The 18,313-nt window shown below is 49.0% G+C and carries 16 protein-coding genes and 1 tRNA gene; 13 read left to right on the forward strand and 4 right to left on the reverse strand.

Features of this window, described 5'->3' with window-relative positions:
* Window positions 1–563 precede the first annotated feature (563 nt).
* Entirely contained in the window at window positions 564–1,067 is a 504-nt protein-coding gene (locus tag QUB30_RS17980; RefSeq protein WP_333335873.1) for a hypothetical protein, read from the forward strand.
* Between the two features lie 108 nt (window positions 1,068–1,175).
* Window positions 1,176–1,556, forward strand: coding sequence for a translation initiation factor (locus QUB30_RS17985; protein WP_333335876.1), 381 nt, complete (start codon window positions 1,176–1,178; stop codon window positions 1,554–1,556).
* Window positions 1,557–1,712: 156 nt separating this feature from the next.
* On the opposite strand, the gene QUB30_RS17990 is transcribed toward QUB30_RS17985, so the two are convergent.
* Window positions 1,713–1,797: transfer RNA gene (locus QUB30_RS17990), tRNA-Ser, on the reverse strand.
* Window positions 1,798–1,831: 34 nt separating this feature from the next.
* Window positions 1,832–2,749 carry a TIGR04168 family protein gene (locus tag QUB30_RS17995; protein WP_333335879.1) on the reverse strand — a complete coding sequence of 306 codons (918 nt, stop codon included), beginning with the start codon at window positions 2,747–2,749 and terminating at the stop codon, window positions 1,832–1,834.
* A gap of 211 nt (window positions 2,750–2,960) precedes the next feature.
* Here QUB30_RS17995 and nadA point away from each other — a divergent pair, with 211 nt between their 5' ends.
* The 8 genes from nadA (at window position 2,961) to QUB30_RS18035 (ending at window position 9,545) form a co-directional block, all read left to right on the forward strand.
* Window positions 2,961–3,929, forward strand: coding sequence for a quinolinate synthase NadA (gene nadA, locus QUB30_RS18000; RefSeq protein ID WP_333335883.1), 969 nt, complete (start codon window positions 2,961–2,963; stop codon window positions 3,927–3,929).
* 161 nt (window positions 3,930–4,090) lie between these two features.
* Window positions 4,091–4,708, forward strand: a complete 618-nt coding sequence (locus QUB30_RS18005) for a TIGR04282 family arsenosugar biosynthesis glycosyltransferase (protein ID WP_333335886.1) — start codon at window positions 4,091–4,093, stop codon at window positions 4,706–4,708.
* A 406-nt stretch (window positions 4,709–5,114) separates the two neighbouring features.
* The gene (locus QUB30_RS18010) at window positions 5,115–5,831 is read left to right on the forward strand and encodes a TIGR04283 family arsenosugar biosynthesis glycosyltransferase (RefSeq protein WP_333335889.1); all 717 of its coding nucleotides are present in this window, start codon (window positions 5,115–5,117) and stop codon (window positions 5,829–5,831) included.
* A 114-nt stretch (window positions 5,832–5,945) separates the two neighbouring features.
* A complete protein-coding gene (locus tag QUB30_RS18015) occupies window positions 5,946–6,455 on the forward strand; it encodes a photosystem I reaction center protein subunit XI (protein ID WP_333304032.1) in 510 nt (169 codons plus the stop codon).
* A gap of 57 nt (window positions 6,456–6,512) precedes the next feature.
* A complete protein-coding gene (locus QUB30_RS18020; RefSeq protein WP_293127047.1) occupies window positions 6,513–6,629 on the forward strand; it encodes a photosystem I reaction center subunit VIII in 117 nt (38 codons plus the stop codon).
* Between the two features lie 327 nt (window positions 6,630–6,956).
* Window positions 6,957–7,496, forward strand: coding sequence for a hypothetical protein (locus QUB30_RS18025; protein ID WP_333335892.1), 540 nt, complete (start codon window positions 6,957–6,959; stop codon window positions 7,494–7,496).
* Window positions 7,497–7,634: 138 nt separating this feature from the next.
* Window positions 7,635–8,522: a hypothetical protein gene (locus QUB30_RS18030; RefSeq protein ID WP_333335894.1), complete on the forward strand. Its 888-nt coding sequence runs from the start codon at window positions 7,635–7,637 to the stop codon at window positions 8,520–8,522.
* A 180-nt stretch (window positions 8,523–8,702) separates the two neighbouring features.
* Complete coding sequence (locus QUB30_RS18035; protein ID WP_333335897.1) at window positions 8,703–9,545, forward strand: DUF2996 domain-containing protein; 843 nt, start codon at window positions 8,703–8,705, stop codon at window positions 9,543–9,545.
* 145 nt (window positions 9,546–9,690) lie between these two features.
* On the opposite strand, the gene QUB30_RS18040 is transcribed toward QUB30_RS18035, so the two are convergent.
* On the reverse strand, window positions 9,691–10,512 hold the full coding sequence (locus QUB30_RS18040; protein WP_333335900.1) for an alpha/beta hydrolase: 822 nt from the start codon (window positions 10,510–10,512) through the stop codon (window positions 9,691–9,693).
* A gap of 107 nt (window positions 10,513–10,619) precedes the next feature.
* Entirely contained in the window at window positions 10,620–11,345 is a 726-nt protein-coding gene (locus tag QUB30_RS18045) for a lysophospholipid acyltransferase family protein (RefSeq protein ID WP_333335904.1), read from the reverse strand.
* Between the two features lie 418 nt (window positions 11,346–11,763).
* On the opposite strand from QUB30_RS18045, the gene QUB30_RS18050 reads away from it, so the two are divergent.
* The 3 genes from QUB30_RS18050 (at window position 11,764) to QUB30_RS18060 (ending at window position 18,199) form a co-directional block, all read left to right on the forward strand.
* Window positions 11,764–12,078 (forward strand): hypothetical protein, encoded by a 315-nt coding sequence (locus QUB30_RS18050; protein ID WP_333335907.1) that lies wholly within the window; start codon window positions 11,764–11,766, stop codon window positions 12,076–12,078.
* A gap of 129 nt (window positions 12,079–12,207) precedes the next feature.
* Complete coding sequence (locus tag QUB30_RS18055; RefSeq protein ID WP_333335910.1) at window positions 12,208–13,935, forward strand: succinate dehydrogenase/fumarate reductase flavoprotein subunit; 1,728 nt, start codon at window positions 12,208–12,210, stop codon at window positions 13,933–13,935.
* Between the two features lie 226 nt (window positions 13,936–14,161).
* Complete coding sequence (locus tag QUB30_RS18060; protein WP_333335913.1) at window positions 14,162–18,199, forward strand: AAA domain-containing protein; 4,038 nt, start codon at window positions 14,162–14,164, stop codon at window positions 18,197–18,199.
* The last annotated feature ends 114 nt before the right edge of the window (window positions 18,200–18,313 follow it).

Consider the following 18,313-nt stretch of genomic DNA (forward strand, 5'->3'; position numbering starts at 1 on the left):
CTGAGTCAAGCAGTCCGGCCCAATTAAACACCGCTGGACTTATATAGCAGCAAGCGTCCAGACGGTTAGGAGGTTCTTAATTGCTCAAACCCTTGCTATTATTCCTTCTTCCTTCTTTTTACCCGCTCAGCTTCGCGGCGCACTGAGGGTAGTCAAAGTGTCGAAGGGCCTTCTTCTTTCTTCCTTCAGCTCTAAATCCCCCCTCCTTGTCCTCGCCAGTGCTGCTTCGAGTTTCGGACTCCCCGCGTCCGTCTGCTTCACTTCCCTTTGATTCGGTTCCCAAACGGAATTTATTCTTACCCGAAGGCACGCATTTGCATATACCTGCGGATATAAATAAAAGAAACTTTATTTATATCCCTGGAGTGAGTAAGTCTTCTATAAAAGTGAGGATAATTAAACAGAAACGCCATACCGTACCTGCGCTGTTAAATTCTCAGCAACTACTGGTGTCAAAATTGCTTTGAGAAATTAATTTACTCTAAAAACTGTTAGCAGCAGCTCAGGTTCCTAAACCTCGCCAGAATACACCCTACCTATAATCCCGACAATTCGGAGCGGTAATGAACACAATCAAACCCGAACCCCAAAGATCGCGCTTCATGGCTCTGCTGCTGACAACGCTGTTGACCTTTCCCTTTGTGAGTGCTTGCGGTTCTGACGAGCGAACTTACGCTCCCCCGCCTCCTGTTGACAACACTCGCGCTGGAGGAGTGCAAACTAATCGCGCCCCCAGTCCAACGCCCCAAGCGAAAAAAGGACTCAACACTGCTCAAAAAGTAGGGATTACTTTAGCAGGAGCAGCCGCCCTTTACTACATCTACAATCAGTACAAAAATAAACAAGAAAAGGGGCCGCAGGGAAAACATTACCTTTCCAAAAACGGTCGCGTTTACTACCGCGATGCCCAGAATCGCGCGGTCTGGGTAACGCCCCCGCCTGAAGGAATTAAAGTTCCCGAGTCCGAGGCAGCGCGTTACCGCGAATTCCAGGGGTACAACAACCAAACTACCGGTCGAGACCTTACTAGCTTGCCGGAAGCTACAAGTCCTGTTCCGGCACAGTAGCCTAACCACTTGAGATTTTAGATTGCAGGTTCCCTGACTTTCAATTAAATCTGGGATTCCCAATCTAAAACAGTCGTTTTTCAGCACATAAAAAAGAGGAACTTTATCATGGTAGACGGATTTTTGCGGAAGTTAAAAGATGCGGTGGTCGGGTCAGACAGCGAGCAAGTCGATCCTGACGGCAATTACGAAGATGCCTCAAATCCCGGAGAGTACGGCAACGTGACTCCAGCCAGCGAAGACCCCTACGGCGACCCGGCAGAGTACGGAGAGTACGGCAACGTGACTCCAGCCAGCGAAGACCCCTACGGCGACCCGGCTGACTACGCCGGTACCGATTACGGACAGTTCGGTAACGTGAGTCCGGCCAGCGAAGACCCCTACGGCGACCCCGCCGACTACGTAGCGGATGCTGGAATGTTCGGGGACGTGAGTCCGGCCAGCGAAGACCCCTACGGCGACCCGGCGGATGAGGAAGGGTTTAGTTAAGTCGGTTAGCTAGAAAATTTACCTGGTAAGCAACAGCACCCCTGCGGGGGTGTTTTTTTTGGGGAAATACCACGAGTGAGCCAAAGATGAGCGGAAAAGGGAACTCTTGAGGCAATAGAGAATCTGAAACCCTTAACGGACAAGAGAATTGTTAAACGGAGAGGGTGGGATTTGAACCCACGGAACCTTGCGGTTCACCTGATTTCAAGTCAGGCGCATTCGACCACTCTGCCACCTCTCCGGGCGCATAAATTTTATCATACCAGCAATTGCCTCTAACTACAAATAGCCGCAGATTCTGTGCGCCGATAAAGAATTTGTTCTCTTTCTACCCCGAAATCTTCGCCTACCCATACCAGAGACACTTCCGACACTGCTCCATTTTCCAGCAGGACGATCGAGAAATTCCGCAGTTTCGAGCACTCTCTCTCCACAATTCGCGGTACGCTGGCGGCATTCAAATAAACTGTCCCCTCCGCACTCACCTCCAGCGACTTCCGCAACTCATGCTTTTTGTGCCGCAGTTTGTGGTGCATATGACCAAAAGTTACCAGAGGTATGTGCTTTCCCGAACTCCGAGTTCGATCGATCGCCTCCGCAAAATCCGGGTCGCCCCAATCCCCGCCCAGCGGCTTCCAATCTCGCCCGCAGGGGTCTTCAGGAGCCTCTCCCAACCCCGTCGGGCCCGTGTGACCCAAAAAAATCACATTTTCGCAATCGGCATCCGCCGCGGCCGCTGCTATGCGCCGCGCCGACTCCTCAAAACTTTGTACCCCAAACCACTCCGAGTAAAAATCCCCGTACTTCCACTCCGATCCCCCCCAAGTAAACGGGCGGCTTCCCACCACAGTTACGCCCAATTCGGGAAAATCACGCTTCCCGTAACCGACGTGAGCTTCTCCCATCAAATCTAACTGCTGTTTTACCCAATTTTCTTGAGTGCGATCGTAAGGGCACTGACTGCGGCCCCACTCTGTCGCCGTGTACCAAGCGTCGTGGTTCCCAAACACCGCTGCTTTCGGAATGTCCAATTGGGCGATCGCCCGCACTACCTCCACCGACTCATTGCCAAAATCCCCCACAAACAGCACCAAATCAACGCCCAGATGCTTCAGGGCCTCGCCGTCTTCCGGTTCCCACAGATCGTGAACGTCCCCCACCACCGCAATTTTGATAGATTTAGCTTTATTCATGTGATTTGTCATGTGCGATCGATCCCTAGCCCCTTCTTACTCAGCATAAGAAACAGCGACCAATTTTTGCACTCTCCCGCAGCATATTTTGGATTTGAGATTTGAGATTTTAGATTGGCTCCACTGAACAGCCAGCACTTTTTGGTGAATTCAACTATAATTCAAAATACACTTTAGCTGTCTTCGCCACCTTCCCCGGAATATTCTAACTGTGTTTACCACCGCACCTGCTCCGAACTTTACTCAAACCCGACTGCCCCACGACTTGTTTGCAGCCATTAACGCCCTCAAACAAGAGTTAAACGCCGTCATTCTCGCCCACTATTACCAAGACTCCGACATTCAAGACATCGCAGACTTCATTGGCGACTCCCTAGAACTTGCCCGCAAAGCCGCCAACACCAGCGCCGAAGTCATAGTTTTTGCCGGAGTTCATTTCATGGCTGAAACCGCAAAAATTCTCAATCCCGAGAAATTAGTATTGTTGCCAGACTTAAATGCTGGGTGTTCCCTTGCCGACAGTTGCCCTCCCGAAGCCTTTGCAGCTTTCAAAGCCGATCGACCAGGACATTTAGTAATTTCTTACATTAATTGTACCGCCGCAATTAAGGCAATGAGCGATATAATTTGCACCAGCTCCAACGCGGTTAAAATTGTCAACCAAATCCCCAAAAATCAGCCGATAATTTTTGGGCCAGATCGCAATCTCGGCCGCTACGTCATAGAACAAACCGGCAGAAACATGGATATCTGGCAAGGAGCCTGCATCGTCCACGAAAACTTCTCAGAAAAAAAGATAGTTCAACTCAAAATCGAAAATCCCGAAGCCGAAATAATTGCCCACCCAGAATGCGAACCTCCCGTGCTGCGCCACGCCAATTACATCGGCTCCACCAGCGCTTTGCTCAAATATTCTGAATCCAGTTCCAGCCAAGCTTTTATTGTCGCGACTGAACCGGGAATCATTCACCAAATGCAAAAGCAAGCTCCGCACAAACGATTCATTCCCGCTCCTTCAACCAATAATAACTGCGCTTGCAACGAATGCCCGCACATGAGATTAAATACCTTGGAAAAATTGTATCTATCCCTAAAAAATCAAACCCCTGAAATTACCATGCCCCAAGATATTCAACTAGCAGCTTTGCAACCCATCCAGCGAATGCTAGGAATGAGCTAACCGCTGGCTATTTTTAAGTGAATTTATTGTGTGGTAGGTTGGGCGCAGTCATTAAATTAAGTCATCGCCTAACCCACCACCATTAATCGATAATTCGTGAAGTAGTGGTTAACTCTTTCTCTTTCTCTGCAGTTCATTCCTTTAAAACTCATAAACTATAAATGATGCCCGAAAAACTGATTGTTTTCACTCGCTATCCCGAACCGGGAACAACCAAAACTCGACTAATTCCCGTTCTGGGAAAAGCAGGCGCTGCCAACCTTCACCGCTTGATGGCCCAACGGACGATCGCCTGCGCTCTCTCTCTCCAAAAATCCCACCGATTATCCGTAGAAATTCACCGAGCCGGCGGCAGTCAACAACTGATGCAAGAGTGGTTGGGAAGTGATATTTATTGTGAAAATCAAACAGACGGTGATTTGGGCGCAAGAATGACAGCAGCGTTTCAAAAGTCTTTTAATTCAGGGGTTGAGAAAACTGCAATTATTGGCACTGATTGTCCCGATCTGAAAGCAGAAATCATGGCACAAGCTTTTGAGGAATTGAGCAAGCACGATTTAGTTTTGGGCCCGGCAAAAGACGGAGGTTATTATCTGATAGGGCTGCGGCGAGCGATACCGGAATTGTTCGGTGGCATTCACTGGGGAACCAGTGAAGTATTTGCTTGTACGAGGGCGATCGCCCAAAATCTCGACCTGAATATTGCTTATCTTCCCACTCTCCTAGATATCGATCGACCAGAAGACCTCCTCGGTTTAGATATTAATATTTTGAAATAACTAAACTCTATTTAAGTTTTATAAATTATTAGGAATAATCATATATTTTTTAATTAAAATGCTTGATTGTAAAACCGGAACATCATAATATAGTAATTGTATTTGTCTAACCAAATGCTGAATCTCAGTAGCAGTTAGACAGCGCTTGGGACAATAGTCCCAGGCGCGAGAAGAAGCCAAAAATTACCAACTAACAGATCGGCTTTGTACAAAACCCGCCCGGCCCCATAAAAGCCCAATGTAAGTGCGCGCCCGGTGTAAAAAATAAGCAACTAATAGCTTTGCTTGGTACAAAACTCGCCCTCCCACGTTAAGGCCAAATGTAGGGGCGAGTCCGGGGTCAGAAATGGGCAAAATCAGCTTTGTACAAAACCCGCCCTCTCTCTCACGGGCTGCTTAAGTCTGTATGTCGCCAGAAAATCCCAATCTCAAAATTTCCATTATCATTCCCGTATTAAACGAAGCACCTACAATTGCCCCAGTCATCTCCACCGCCCTGGAGGCAAAAAATGTCGAAATAATTGTCGCCGACGGCGGCAGCAGCGACGGTACAGCAGATCTAGCAAAATCTTTGGGCATCCGAGTTATCTCCACCGCCCCAGGCCGCGCCACCCAAATGAATGCAGGGGCCGCCGCCGCGACAGGAGAGATATTGCTGTTTCTCCACGCAGACACTCTTTTACCTCGCGGGTACGACTCTTGCGCGCGTCGGGCACTAGCTAACCCGTGTACGGTAGCGGGGGCGTTTGAACTCAAGATTGACGCCCGCAGACTCAGCCTCCGGCTGGTAGAAAAGGGGGTAAACTGGCGATCGAACTTTTTGCAAATGCCCTACGGCGATCAAGCCATTTTCCTCAACGCAGCTACCTTTGACAAAATCGGCGGTTTTCCCGACTTGCCCCTCATGGAAGACTTTGAATTCGTGCGGCGGTTGAAAAAACAAGGCCGCATCGAAATAGTACCCCATCCAGTGCTAACATCTGCCCGCCGCTGGCAGCAGATTGGGGTCATCAAAACCACCGCCATCAATCAAATAGTAATCATCGGTTATTTCTTCGGAGTGTCGCCCGATCGACTCGCTTTCTGGTATAAGGGACAAAAGAAAAATTCTTCCGAAAACTAAAGAATAGTGAACTTTTCTAAAGCTCGCTGCCAATTATGCAAATAGGAAACACCTCCCTGCGTAAAATATGACTTGAATGCCTCAACTTTTACGCACAGCGAGGAAAAAGAGAATATGGCCGATCCCAGAGATGCAGAGCTTATTAAACCCTTTAACGGCGACCCCTTCACGGGTCATCTAGCAACTCCCATCAGTGCTTCTGATTTCACAAAAGCATTCATTGGGAACTTGCCCGCCTACCGCAAAGGGCTCTCGCCCCTAGTTCGAGGTCTAGAAATCGGTTTGGCACACGGTTATTTCCTCGTCGGCCCCGAAATCGTCTTCGGGCCCCTGCGGGATTATCCAGAAGCAGCTAATCTCGGCGGATTAATTACAGCCCTCGTTTTAGTTCTGCTAGGCACAGCAGGTATGTCTGCCTACGGTTTAGTCTCTTTCAAACAAGACAACACCAGCTACCCGAGTGCTAACCCCATGACTCCCGATTCCCTCAGAAATGCTGAAGGGTGGAGCCAGTTTACCGCTGGTTTCTTCATTGGCGGGATGAGCGGCGTCTTTGCTGCCTACTTCTTACTCGAAAACTTTAACGGCGTTGATGCCATTTTCCGGGGTTTAGTCAACAATTAGGCTTCACTCCCAAATATCCCTGTTGGAACACACTAACTTTAGTTTGGAGAATTTGATATGACAGGTTCCTACGCCGCTTCTTTTTTGCCTTGGATCTTGATTCCGCTAATTACCTGGCTGATGCCGGTTGTGGTAATGGGTTTGTTGTTTATCTACATTGAAAGCGACGCCTAATATTTACCAACAAAGCAAGACCGCAGTTGGATGGTTGACGAATAATAGGTCTGAAGCCTCTAGATAAATCTAGCGAAAATCAGCAAAAATTGTTTGGAGAGTGCTGGCGACAAAAAAACTTGATTTTTTTTCCCGACTTCCCATAATTGATCTGTGAAGTGATTCTTCCGTCTTCTTCCTTCTCAACTCGACCTTGCAAAAAAAAACCTCTGCCGTGCAAGCAGAGGTTTTTTTTGCAATTGAGACAAATTATTCGGCTCGGGACGGACAAATTGCCCAATCCTAAGCCATAATTGCGATCGGATACCCCTTCATGAGGAGACAGCGATGAAATTACCCCCTGCGCGCAGAATCCTAGCTCCATTCCTGATATCGATACTGCTGCTCGTCACCGCTTGCGGTCAAACTCCAGCGCCCTCTCGCTGGGACAAAGCCCAGCAGGAAAGCACCCAAAAACCCGGTCAAGCTCAGCAGACAACTGCTCAAAATCAAAACCTGCCTAAAAAAGCCGTCGCAGGTGGCAAATTAAATAAATATTTCCCCTCATCCGGCGGCGGATTCGATCGCGTCTTCGCTCAAGAAAAATCCGGTTTTGCTGAAGCTAAGCTCAACAAAGGCGGTAAAAATGTCGCGATGCTCTCGATTAACGACATCGCCGGCAACCCCTCGGCAGGCGCAAAATTTAAGCAAAGTACCAAGCAAATTGGCGGCTATCCGGCTGTCTCCCAAGGTGCTAATATCACTGCTGTTTTAGTGGCAAATCGCTATCAGGTGAAAGTTCAGTCCCGCGATCCCTCTTTTACAGCTAGCGATCGCGAAGCTTGGCTGTCAAAATTTAACCTCGGCGGCCTCGCCAGCGTCAAGTAGCCATCTCTTTTGTCAAACTCCGCGCCCGACTCCTGTCTGGCGCTATCAGAACTAAGTCTGCAAAAAAGAGACTTTGAAGTTTTTGCCATCTGCCAAAAGTAATACCTTTAATTCCAGTTCTAGCATAAGGAGTTTTTTGTGAGCAAAACAGTCTTTGAATTAGTCGATCGACTGCCTCAAGACAACATGACTGTCAAAGCCCTGCGAGCGCTTGACTTTGTGGTTCCCGGCGAGTGGAACAATTTAGTTGGCTTTGAAAATACCATTCGCACCGTTACTGGCGAAACCGACGAAGAACTGATCCAGCAAATTGGCGAGCGGGCGATCTACCTCTACAACGATAAGTCTCAGGGCTACCAGCGCGCTCTCTGGCTCTACCAAACTATTGACAGTGCCGACAAGGCTTTGGGCAGTGCCGCCCTCGCTAATAAGGTTGCGGAAAATGTCTCGTTTTTGTCGTTCCTCGGCAATATCACTCCGAAGGCTGAAAAAGCTCAAACGATCGACCTTTCTTTGAAGTTAGTCACTGAGTTGCTCGCTTTTTGCCAAATCAACGGCCTTCCCGGCGACAGCATCGGCGATTTTGCCGGGGCTTTGGGCGACTACGGCGGCGAATCCCTGATGCGGATGGCTGCTTTGGTTTGTTTCGACGGTTTGATTCCCCTGGGCCCGGACTTTATCATGGCAACTCAGTCTTGGATTCAAAAGCTCTCCCCGAACGATTTGCAAGATAATCAGGCCTTCAAGTCGATCGGCGGCATGATTCCTGGGGGCTCTCCCGCAGGCCAACTCGGCTTTATCGGCGAAAGCTTTAACTCGGTTTCTGGCTGGATGAGCTCTTTTGTGAGCGATCGGGGTTTGACTCCTCAAAACGTACTCGGCCACTTGCAGAGTTTTGTGGAAATTTCTGCTGACAAGGTGGACTACGTGGGCGCATTCCTCGACATGACTACCAACTACTACGAACACACGGGTGTTCAAACTCTCGCCCGCCGTTTGATTGAACGAGCTGTCGCTGAGATTTAGAATAACCACAGGAGTTGCGATCTTTGCGGGCGATCGCCCTGAGTGTGTTGAGTTCAAATTTTTTGAATCGCAATTTTCTCAGGTTGGTTTTCGATAAAAAGTGTGCGCGATCGAGAAAGTCGATCGCCCGCTAGCTCAACTCACAACTCCTGGCCGATTACTATTTAACAGGAAGCGTTAATGTCAGAAGAACCGAAAAATCCTACCGCTGGAGAATCCGAAAATCCCAGTGCTTCGATCGAGAACGCTCCGAGTTCCGACACGCCCGAGACAACCGACTTGCCCAGCACTGACAAGCCTCAGCGGGCTGCTAAAAAGCCCAAAGAACCGCAAAATCCTACCGCTGGAGAATCCGAAAATCCCAGTGCTTCGATCGAGAACGCTCCGAGTTCCGACACGCCCGAGACAACCGACTTGCCCAGCACTGACAAGCCTCAGCGGGCTGCTAAAAAGCCCAAAGAACCGCAAAATCCTACCGCTGGCGAATCAGAAACTCCCAGTGCTTCGATCGAGAACGCCCCGAGTTCCGACGAACCGCAGACAAGCGACTTGCCCAGCGCTGACAAGCCTCAGGCGGCTGCTAAAAAGCCCGCAGCCAAGGCTGAAGGCGACAAGCCCCCAGCTAAAGCTAAAAAGGAAAAAGCACCTGCTGTTGAAGACAAGCCCTTTGCGGAATTTATTCAACAAGATTATTTGCCCGCTTTGCAAACTGCTTTGACTAAGCAGGGCGTTCAGGATTTAGAGGTGAGTTTGGCAAAGCAAAAATTCCCCGTTGCGGGCATGAGTTCCGCCGGGGATTGCTGGCAGGTTATTGGGAAATTCCAAGCAGGTCAGCGCCAATTTAACCTGTATTTTCCTCAAGAAAATATTCAAAGTCAAAGGGCGTTTTCCTGCGCTGAAAATAATACGAAAACCAGCACTTTAGAGCCTTTTTTGATAGATGAGCGCAAGGTAACACTAGACCTCATGGTGTTTGGGGTCGTCCAGCGGCTTAACGCTCAAAAATGGCTGAATCTTAATTAGTCATCAGTCATTAGTTATTAGTCATTAGTTGCTTGTCTCGCGGCATTTACTAAAGACTTTCAGGGCGGGTTAATTGGGATATGAAGTTTAGCGATCGCTCAATGTGTAATTTTCACCCTACTGACTCCTAACTGAAAAGTCATAGCTAATGACTACTGACTAATGACAGATTTTCTTCGGATTTTGTCAAAAAATTTCGAGCTTGCATAATCGCGTAAAGGTCAACATCTGTTTCTAACAAACAAGCATGACCGCTGTTAGCCAGCATCACCATTTGAGCATGGGGAATTACCTTGACTAAAAGCTTCGCTTCTGCTAAGGAAGGCAGCAGCCGATCGGCACCGCTAGCAATTACTAGCGTCGGCTGTTTGAGGCCGCGCAACTGATTTTCGTCCACATTAAACGATCGCACTAACGCCAATCTCCACACAGACGTGTTTTGCGGTACTGCTTGCATCGCTTCTAGCAAAGCTCGCCGATCGTCGCGCCCAATCTTTCCTAAGGATGCTAATATCGGCAAGAGACCGATTACCGACAGCGGATAAAGGTTGGCCGGCAGCCACTGAGTCAGATACGATCCCCACTGCACCCAAGGCTGCTGTCGGAATGAAGAAGCTGGATTGACTAAAATTAATCGATCGCACAATTGAGGAGCTTCTAAAACAGTTTTCATCGCTAAACAGCCCCCAAATGACTCCCCGCACAGATAAACCGGCCGCTTCGGCTTTCCGGCTTGCTTTTCTGCTTCAATTAAGGCAATTGTTTCGTTAACCAGTACCTCCCAACTAGCCATGTCGTCAGCCGGTACAGTTAAGCAGCGAATGTCGAAATCATTTGCTAATTTAGAAATTTGCGGCCGCAGTAGCAAACCGCTGCCATCCATACCGGGCAGAAATACAAATAAAGGCCGATCTGGTTTCGGCGGTTTGGGGGTTAGGAAACGAACCTTGTTGTTAGCATTTGCCATGATTCAAGCCAAGCGATTTTAGATTTTAGATTTTAGATTTTAGATGGGAAATCTGACACCAGTCAACAGCCAACAGCCAACAGTCAACAGTCAACAAACTTACAAACTTACAAACAACGTCGTTGGAGTAATTCTGCAATTTCCCCCTGACAGTGGTCTGTGAGTTCAGCAACAACAGCTTTGGCTTTTTTGCCTCGATATTGCTGCTGTCGATCGACAGTAATCCAGTAAGGGCTGCCGATTAAAACATTAACTCGCTGATAAATTATCACAGGATGCCACCCCGATCGATCGAACAGCGGTTCCGAAGGATCGAACAAACTCAACAACTTGAGCGGTACACCCGATCGTATTGACTGTTCCTCAAAAGAACTAATCGCCACCGGCAAAACCGCCAAATCCCGCACCGGCGCCCGCAAAGCCAAATGAGCAAATCCCCGCTGAAACTTCCCCACAGTATTGGGCCCAGTAAGCTTCACCATCGGTTCTGCACCCTCTGGAAACACCCCCACCATCTCCCCGCCTTGCAGCAGCGCTGTCGCTTGAGAGAAAAAATGCTGCTGTCGGTGCTCCGGTGCTTCCAAAGGGAAAGCACCGAAAGTCGTGACAATTTCTCTCATCACCGGAACTTGACCCATGTAATGATGACAAGCAAAGCGGATCGATCGACCCAAAGCCGCCGTTAGCAGCACAGGATCTAAGAAACTGCGGTGATTGCTCACCACCAGCACCGGACTCTCCTGCGGAATCCGGTCTTCGCGGTACATAAACATCTGCGTTCCCAAACCAGCCAGGAAACAGCGCGAAATCAGCAATTTGCTCTCTGAAGACATGGGCGAAAAGACAGGTGCGACGCTATAAAGGTTGATTCCATCCTCATGTAAGTTAACATTTCTTTACCAAGTCGGGGCTCCCTCAAAAAGTAGACTTTCCCCTGATGCCTTTGTTTCCTAATCCTGGACCCACGGGCGGCCATCACCTTGGTTGTTTCGCGCGTTTACTTCTAGTGTGCCCGCCAAAACAGTAAAAAACCCGGTTTCTAGGCCGAGCGAGTGCGATCGCGAACTGTTTCGGCAGAATTTCCCAGTCTGAAGCAAAGATATAGGAAGTGTTGTCGCAACTTATTAAAGAATGTTTACAAGAACCCCAAAACCAAGTTAATGCAGCTAAACTTAGAAATTTACAGTGGGCATTGACGCACTGTCAAAGTATTTTTGGACAAGTCGTAATAGCAATCTCGCGAGGCATCAAATGAATAACATCCAAAACTATCGCCTTAAATGTACCCTCACCTTTGGCGACATTTACGGTCAAATCATTGTTTGGCTGATAGTCATATTCCTAAGTCTAGCGTCGGCACTGGCCTTGTGGAGTAGCGCCCGCCAAATCTACGCCTTGGCTACCGTCGGCTTGATTTTAGTGCTGTCTCTGCCCTTCTTGCTGTTTGCTTTTGTTACCACTCTGCTAAATAACATTGAAGTGCTTGCTGTAGAACCAGGCACGGAAGCTCAACCTTCTGCCACGGGAAATCAGTCCAATCAGCAGCCTGTCGAAAGCGCCGGCTAGTCCAATTTGAGATTTTAACTTTGGATTTTCCATTCAAATCAAAAGTTAAAAAACTTCCTGCTCTTGTGGTAGGAAGTTTTTTTTTGCGTCACCATAAGTTGAGCAGAACACTCAAAATAATTCAAAAAGATGCTAGAACACGACGTAATCATTGTAGGCGGCGGTTTAGCAGGTTGCCGCGCCGCAGTAGAAATTGCCCGGACTGACCCCAGTTTAAAGGTAGCGGTCGTCGCCAAAACTCACCCGATTCGATCGCACTCCGTCGCAGCCCAAGGTGGGATGGCCTCCAGCCTCCAAAATGTCGATCCCGAAGACAGTTGGAAAGCCCACGCCTTCGACACAGTAAAAGGTTCAGACTATTTAGCCGACCAAGACGCGGTAGAAATCCTCACCCGCGAAGCCCCCGGTGTAGTTATAGATTTAGAACACATGGGAGTCCTCTTCTCCCGCCTCCCAGACGGCAGAATTGCCCAGCGCGCTTTCGGTGGACATTCCCACCGCCGCACCTGCTACGCCGCCGACAAAACTGGTCACGCCATCCTCCACGAATTAGTCAACAATCTGCGCCGCTGCGGAGTTCACATCTATCAGGAGTGGTATGTCACGCGCCTGATTTTGGAAGAAGGCCAAGCCAAGGGCGTAGTTATGTACCGCCTTCTAGACGGTCAAATTGAGGTTGTCCGGGCTAAGGCGGTGATGTTTGCTACGGGGGGTTACGGCCGAGTTTACAATACCACGTCGAACGATTACGCCTCCACGGGAGACGGTTTGGCGATGACGGCTTTAGCTGGATTGCCGCTGGAAGATATGGAATTCGTGCAGTTTCACCCAACTGGTTTGTATCCCGTGGGAGTGCTGATTTCGGAGGCTGTGCGGGGCGAAGGCGCTTATTTGATTAATTCAGAGGGCGATCGATTTATGGCGAATTATGCCCCGTCGCGGATGGAATTAGCGCCCAGAGATATCACCTCGCGCTCAATTTCCATAGAAATTCGCGCCGGCCGAGGGATTAATGTTGATGGTAGTGCCGGCGGCCCCTTTATCTACCTCGATTTGCGGCACATGGGACGCGAAAAAATTATGAGCAAAATTCCTTTTGCTTGGGAAGAAGCCCACCGTTTGTTAGGAATTGATGCGGTAAATCAGCCGATGCCCGTGCGCCCTACAGTTCACTATTCAATGGGGGGAATTCCTACTAATGTTAGCGGGCAAGTTCGCAGCAGTCCTGACAGTTTGGTAGACGGTTTCTTTGCAGCGGGCGAAGCAGCTTGCGTGTCAGTTCACGGCGCCAACCGTTTGGGCAGCAATTCGCTGTTGGAATGCGTCGTTTATGGCAAAGTTACTGGCGCAACGATAGCACAATTCGTGCAAAATCGCAAGTTGCCTGCGGTAGATGAACAGCGTTATATTACGGAAGCAAAAGAGCAAATTCAGGCACTTTTAGAACGTCCGGGAAAATACCGCATCAATCAAATCCGGCAGCAGTATCAAGATACTATGACTGAGTATTGTGGCGTATTTCGTAGCGCCGAATTGATGCAGGAAGGTTTAAAGAAATTGGAGGATTTAGAGCGACAATATGAGGAGGTTTACTTAGACGATAAAGGCAAGTTGTGGAATACGGAAATTGTGGAAGCTTTGGAGTTGCGGAGTTTGATTATTGTCGGGAAAATGATTTTAACTTCTGCTTTGAACCGGCAGGAAAGTCGGGGAGCTCATTCGCGGGAAGATTTTACAGAGCGCGATGACGGCAATTTCTTAAAGCATACAATGGCGTATTATTCGCCTGCGGGGATTGATTTGGCTTATATGCCGGTGGCGATTACGATGTTTGAGCCGCAGGAGAGGAAGTATTAATTTGTAGGTGGGCATTGCCCACCATTTGTGTCAACTATAGATTCTAGATTCTTTAATCAAGAAATCCGAGTGGCGGCCCAGCAGTAATACTTGTAAAGTATGGAAAAATAAGGATTGAGAAGCTTTGCATCAGACTCAAGAGGCAGTAACAGTAATATCGATCTCGCAGATATTAGACAAGCGTTGAGAGTCTTCAGGGGATATGCTGTTGGAAAAGAGTGTTGGTATGAGCAACTTTGGGAAGGATGGGGCGAATCGCTCGCGCTATGCTGCTGTGGAGCGAGTACGGGAGGGTTGGATTCGACGCCTAATCGATCTGTCACGGCGCAACAACCTGCTATACTATCGCGAACTTAAGACGGGGACACTTGATTTCTCAGAGTGTAACTCCAAGGCATTGAAAGAGTTGCTGACTGGCAAGACAGTTCCGTTAATTCGTCTGCTACCGCAGGCTGAAGAACTCAAAGCCGCAGCACAGGTACAGGGAATCCGCCGCCGCGCACTTGCCAACTTAGAAGAAAAGGGGCTAGAAACGCTTTTCCTCGCTTTGGGAATGGCAACTTGGACTCCAACTGATGGAGGCCGTCCGCCAGAAGCTGCTGTCCTTCTGGTGCCAATTCATGTAGATGCACGCGGCGCAATAAAACTAAAACGTAGCGGCGAACTCCAGGTCAACCCCGTACTGTTGCACGTACTAGAGGCAGAATATGGATGCCAAGTCACGCCCGAATGTCTGCTAGGGGAGGCAGAAAGCGTAGGGGAAGACGAGAGTCCAGACCTAGAAGCTGTTTATTCTGAGTTAACCAAAGCTGCCTCTGAATTAAAAGGCTTTGAGATTAAAACACGGGCAGTCCTCAGTAATTTCTCTTTCCAAAAGATGGCGATGGTGAGAGACCTGCGCGATCGCTTGAGTGAGATGGTAGCCAATGATATGATTTCCGCGATCGCTGGGGACATCACAGCCCGTCAAAATGTCCGGGGTACGAGTCAAAACATTGACGTTAGAGAACTCGATCGCATCTCACCCGACAACGAATTTCTCGTCTTCGATGCCGACTCAAGTCAGCAGCAGGTGATTCATGCAGCTCTGGCAGGGCGAAATGGAGTCATTCAAGGCCCTCCCGGTACAGGAAAAAGCCAGACCATTGCTAATTTGATTGCCACCTTAGCCGCATCAGGACAGCGCATCCTGTTTGTTGCTGAAAAGCGTGCCGCTTTGGAAGTGGTGAAAACTCGATTAGAGCAAAAAGGACTGGGGCATTTATTGCTCGATCTACACGGTGCAGCTATCTCGCGGCGAGAGGTATTACAGCAAGTAGCAGAAAGCTTGACACAGGTACGCAATATTTCCCCAGCAGACATCGGCAATATCCACCAACGCTTTGTCGATCGAAGGAAGCGGCTCAATGACCATGTAGCACGACTGCACGATAAGCGCAAACCATCAGATAAGAGTGTCTACGAGATTCAGGCTGAGCTTTTGTGGCAATTTTCTGAATCGGAGCGGATCAATATCCGCTTTCGCGGTGTAGAACTTAATCGACTCGCAGAAAACGCTGAAACTGTAGCGGAACGCCTGGGACAAATAAGTAGGGGAGAATTAGCCAGTCTCTTTCTTGGCGACCATCGCTCCCCTTGGATGACAGTCAAGTTATTGTCGGTAGACGCTGCGTCGCAGGCATCTGATGTAGTGCAGCGGATTGCTACAGTTCGTTTACCAGAATTTTCTGAGTGCCTAGAAACGCTCATTTTGATTACCAAGCTAGAGCCACCTATTAGCCTTAACAAAGCTAGGCAGCTAATTGCATTCATCGAAGACGTTGAAAAAACCCTCTTTCTCTATTCGGAGGATATCTTTAAACAAGACCTAGAGAAGCAAGTCAATGCGCTGTCACCATTAAGAAACGGTTTCATTGCAGAGAGCTTGGCATTTCTCTTTGATAGCAACTTCAAAAATGCAGTATCTACTCTTAAAAAACTACGAAAAGCTGGAGAAACATCAAATGGGCAATTATTTGAGGAAGTAACCAAAGCATCTGAACAGTTGAGTCATTGGCGATCGCTGTCGCGTTCGGCTTCAGTTCCGTGCCAAGTCACGTCTTTGAGTGCAGCACGAGACAACCTGAATGCGCTCCTTACTGACCTAGAGCGTATTGAGCCCGATTTGGGGCGGGGTAATCTAAGTCAGTTACCGCTCCAATATTTAAAAGAACTTTTTAATGAGCTGGCAGCAGACCGCGACACACCTCAACTGGTGGCGGGTCTAAAGGAAATTGAGCGCACAATTGAACAGTGTGGTGCGTCCTTAATTATTGCGGAATTGAGACGGTTAAAATCTGATCCCTCCCTATGGCAGAAGCAATTCAAGTATGCCTGGTTTGCCTCCTGTCTCGACCAGGCGCGTGCCCAAGATTCAGCCTTAACAGTCTTCCATAGAGAAACTCATGAACAGTTGATTGAAGAATTTCGCGTCCTAGACCAGGAAAGAGTGAAGATCTCTTCCAATCGAGTCCGACGCGCCCATGCGGAACGCGTGATCGCTGCAATGAATGCTTATCCAGAACAGGAAGCGTTGGTACGGCGCGAAGCCGCTAAAAAAGCCCGACATCTGCCACTGCGTAAGCTTTTGGCAGAAGCTCCCGATGTTTTAACCAGCATTAGTCCCTGCTGGATGGCTAGTCCCCTCTCAGTGAGCCAGTTACTCGACGCTGACCGTCGTTATTTCGATGTTGTCATTTTCGATGAAGCCAGTCAGGTATTGCCAGAGGATGCAGTTCCGGCATTACTGCGGGCCCAAAGGGCAGTTGTCGCCGGGGATAAATACCAACTCCCACCGACAACATTTTTTGCAGGGGGTCTGGATGAGGAAGAGGAAGCCGAATCTCCATCCCCCGTTGAAGGGTTGGAGAGTCTGCTCGATTTGATGTCCTCTTTCCTGGAAACCTGGGAGCTTTTGTGGCACTATCGAAGTCGAGATGAAGCGTTAATTGCCTTTTCCAACCGCCACATTTACAACGATCGCCTGATTACATTTCCCAGTCCTGGTGGTTCACCATCTATCTCTCACGTTCTTGTCTCGTGTATTCCCGGTCAGGACGGTCAGGAAGAAAGCGCTTCCAGGGAAGTCCAGCGAGTAGTTGAGTTAGTGCTCCAACACGCCACTGAACAACCTAACGAAACGCTTGGCGTAATTACAATGGGCATCAAACACGCACAGCGCATTGAAGCAGCCCTCGATGCAGCACTTGGGGAACGTCCTGAATTAGCAGCTTTCTTTGACGAGGGTCGTCCGGAACGCTTTTTTGTCAAAAACCTCGAACGGGTTCAAGGGGATGAGCGGGATGCAATCCTGTTGTCTGTAGGCTATGGCAAAGACCGTTCGGGCAGGCTGGTGTATCGATTTGGCCCGTTGCTGACGAAGGGAGGGGAACGCCGTCTCAATGTTGCAGTTACGCGGGCAAGGCAGCGTATGACTCTGGTTTCGTCATTTGACCACCACGATATGGACCCGGATCGGTCGTCATCGCGAGGTGTGGAACTGTTGCGACTTTACATTCAGTATGCAGCGAGTGAGGGCAAGATTCTTGGCGAAACCGAACAGTCTGGCGTGCCACTCAATCCCTTTGAAAAGGATATCTATGATGCACTAACAGGTAAGGGCATCTCGCTTCTGCCTCAGTGGGGAGTTTCGAGTTATCGAATTGATATGGTGGCGCAACATCCGCAGCAGCCCGGGCGATTTGTGCTGGCAATTGAGTGTGATGGGGCGAGTTACCATTCTCTACCAACCGCACGCGATCGCGATCGACTGCGACAGCAACAACTGGAAGCACTCGGCTGGCGCTTTCACCGTATTTGGTCAACTGACTGGTTCATGCGGCGGGACAAGGAAATACAACGCGCTGTGGATGCTTACGAAGCTGCTGTTAAGTATGCTAACCAGGTAGATGCACAGAAGAATAAACCGACCAAGCCAGTTCCACAAACTGCCCAACCTTTTACATCCCAATCACTCACTCCAGAAATAAACTCTCCTACAGCATTGCGGGGAACGCGACCCAATGTTCCAAAACGATCCAAAATTGACGATTACACTCAGACTGAACTTATGTCGCTAATTCGGTGGATCTTATCAGATGGTTGTCTGCGTACCGATGAGGAAATTTTGAAAGAAATGCTGCCAGAGCTGGGGTTCAAACGCCGGGGAGCGCGAATTGATCAAGCAGTTTTTGCAGCTATTGAGAGGCTGCGTTCTTCTAGGTGAGGATGAAGTTAAAATTTTGCACTCATCATACTAAAACAGCCTTGCAGCATAGTCCTGTAACAGCTTCTCCTTTAGGGAGAACCAAAATTTTCCTTCAGGATGCCGCTGCTGCTT

It is taken from the genome of Microcoleus sp. BROC3 (assembly GCF_036702515.1).
Lineage (GTDB): Bacteria > Cyanobacteriota > Cyanobacteriia > Cyanobacteriales > Microcoleaceae > Microcoleus.

What these genes read in the sequence shown, in the direction of transcription:
- QUB30_RS17980 (WP_333335873.1), top strand. Translation starts at nt 564, where the DNA reads ATGAACACAATCAAACCCGAACCCCAAAGATCGCGCTTCATGGCTCTG.
- QUB30_RS17985 (WP_333335876.1), top strand. Translation starts at nt 1,176, where the DNA reads ATGGTAGACGGATTTTTGCGGAAGTTAAAAGATGCGGTGGTCGGGTCA.
- QUB30_RS17995 (WP_333335879.1), bottom strand. Translation starts at nt 2,749, where the DNA reads ATGAATAAAGCTAAATCTATCAAAATTGCGGTGGTGGGGGACGTTCAC.
- QUB30_RS18005 (WP_333335886.1), top strand. Translation starts at nt 4,091, where the DNA reads ATGATGCCCGAAAAACTGATTGTTTTCACTCGCTATCCCGAACCGGGA.
- QUB30_RS18010 (WP_333335889.1), top strand. Translation starts at nt 5,115, where the DNA reads ATGTCGCCAGAAAATCCCAATCTCAAAATTTCCATTATCATTCCCGTA.
- QUB30_RS18015 (WP_333304032.1), top strand. Translation starts at nt 5,946, where the DNA reads ATGGCCGATCCCAGAGATGCAGAGCTTATTAAACCCTTTAACGGCGAC.
- QUB30_RS18020 (WP_293127047.1), top strand. Translation starts at nt 6,513, where the DNA reads ATGACAGGTTCCTACGCCGCTTCTTTTTTGCCTTGGATCTTGATTCCG.
- QUB30_RS18025 (WP_333335892.1), top strand. Translation starts at nt 6,957, where the DNA reads ATGAAATTACCCCCTGCGCGCAGAATCCTAGCTCCATTCCTGATATCG.
- QUB30_RS18035 (WP_333335897.1), top strand. Translation starts at nt 8,703, where the DNA reads ATGTCAGAAGAACCGAAAAATCCTACCGCTGGAGAATCCGAAAATCCC.
- QUB30_RS18040 (WP_333335900.1), bottom strand. Translation starts at nt 10,512, where the DNA reads ATGGCAAATGCTAACAACAAGGTTCGTTTCCTAACCCCCAAACCGCCG.
- QUB30_RS18045 (WP_333335904.1), bottom strand. Translation starts at nt 11,345, where the DNA reads ATGTCTTCAGAGAGCAAATTGCTGATTTCGCGCTGTTTCCTGGCTGGT.
- QUB30_RS18050 (WP_333335907.1), top strand. Translation starts at nt 11,764, where the DNA reads ATGAATAACATCCAAAACTATCGCCTTAAATGTACCCTCACCTTTGGC.
- QUB30_RS18055 (WP_333335910.1), top strand. Translation starts at nt 12,208, where the DNA reads ATGCTAGAACACGACGTAATCATTGTAGGCGGCGGTTTAGCAGGTTGC.
- QUB30_RS18060 (WP_333335913.1), top strand. Translation starts at nt 14,162, where the DNA reads ATGAGCAACTTTGGGAAGGATGGGGCGAATCGCTCGCGCTATGCTGCT.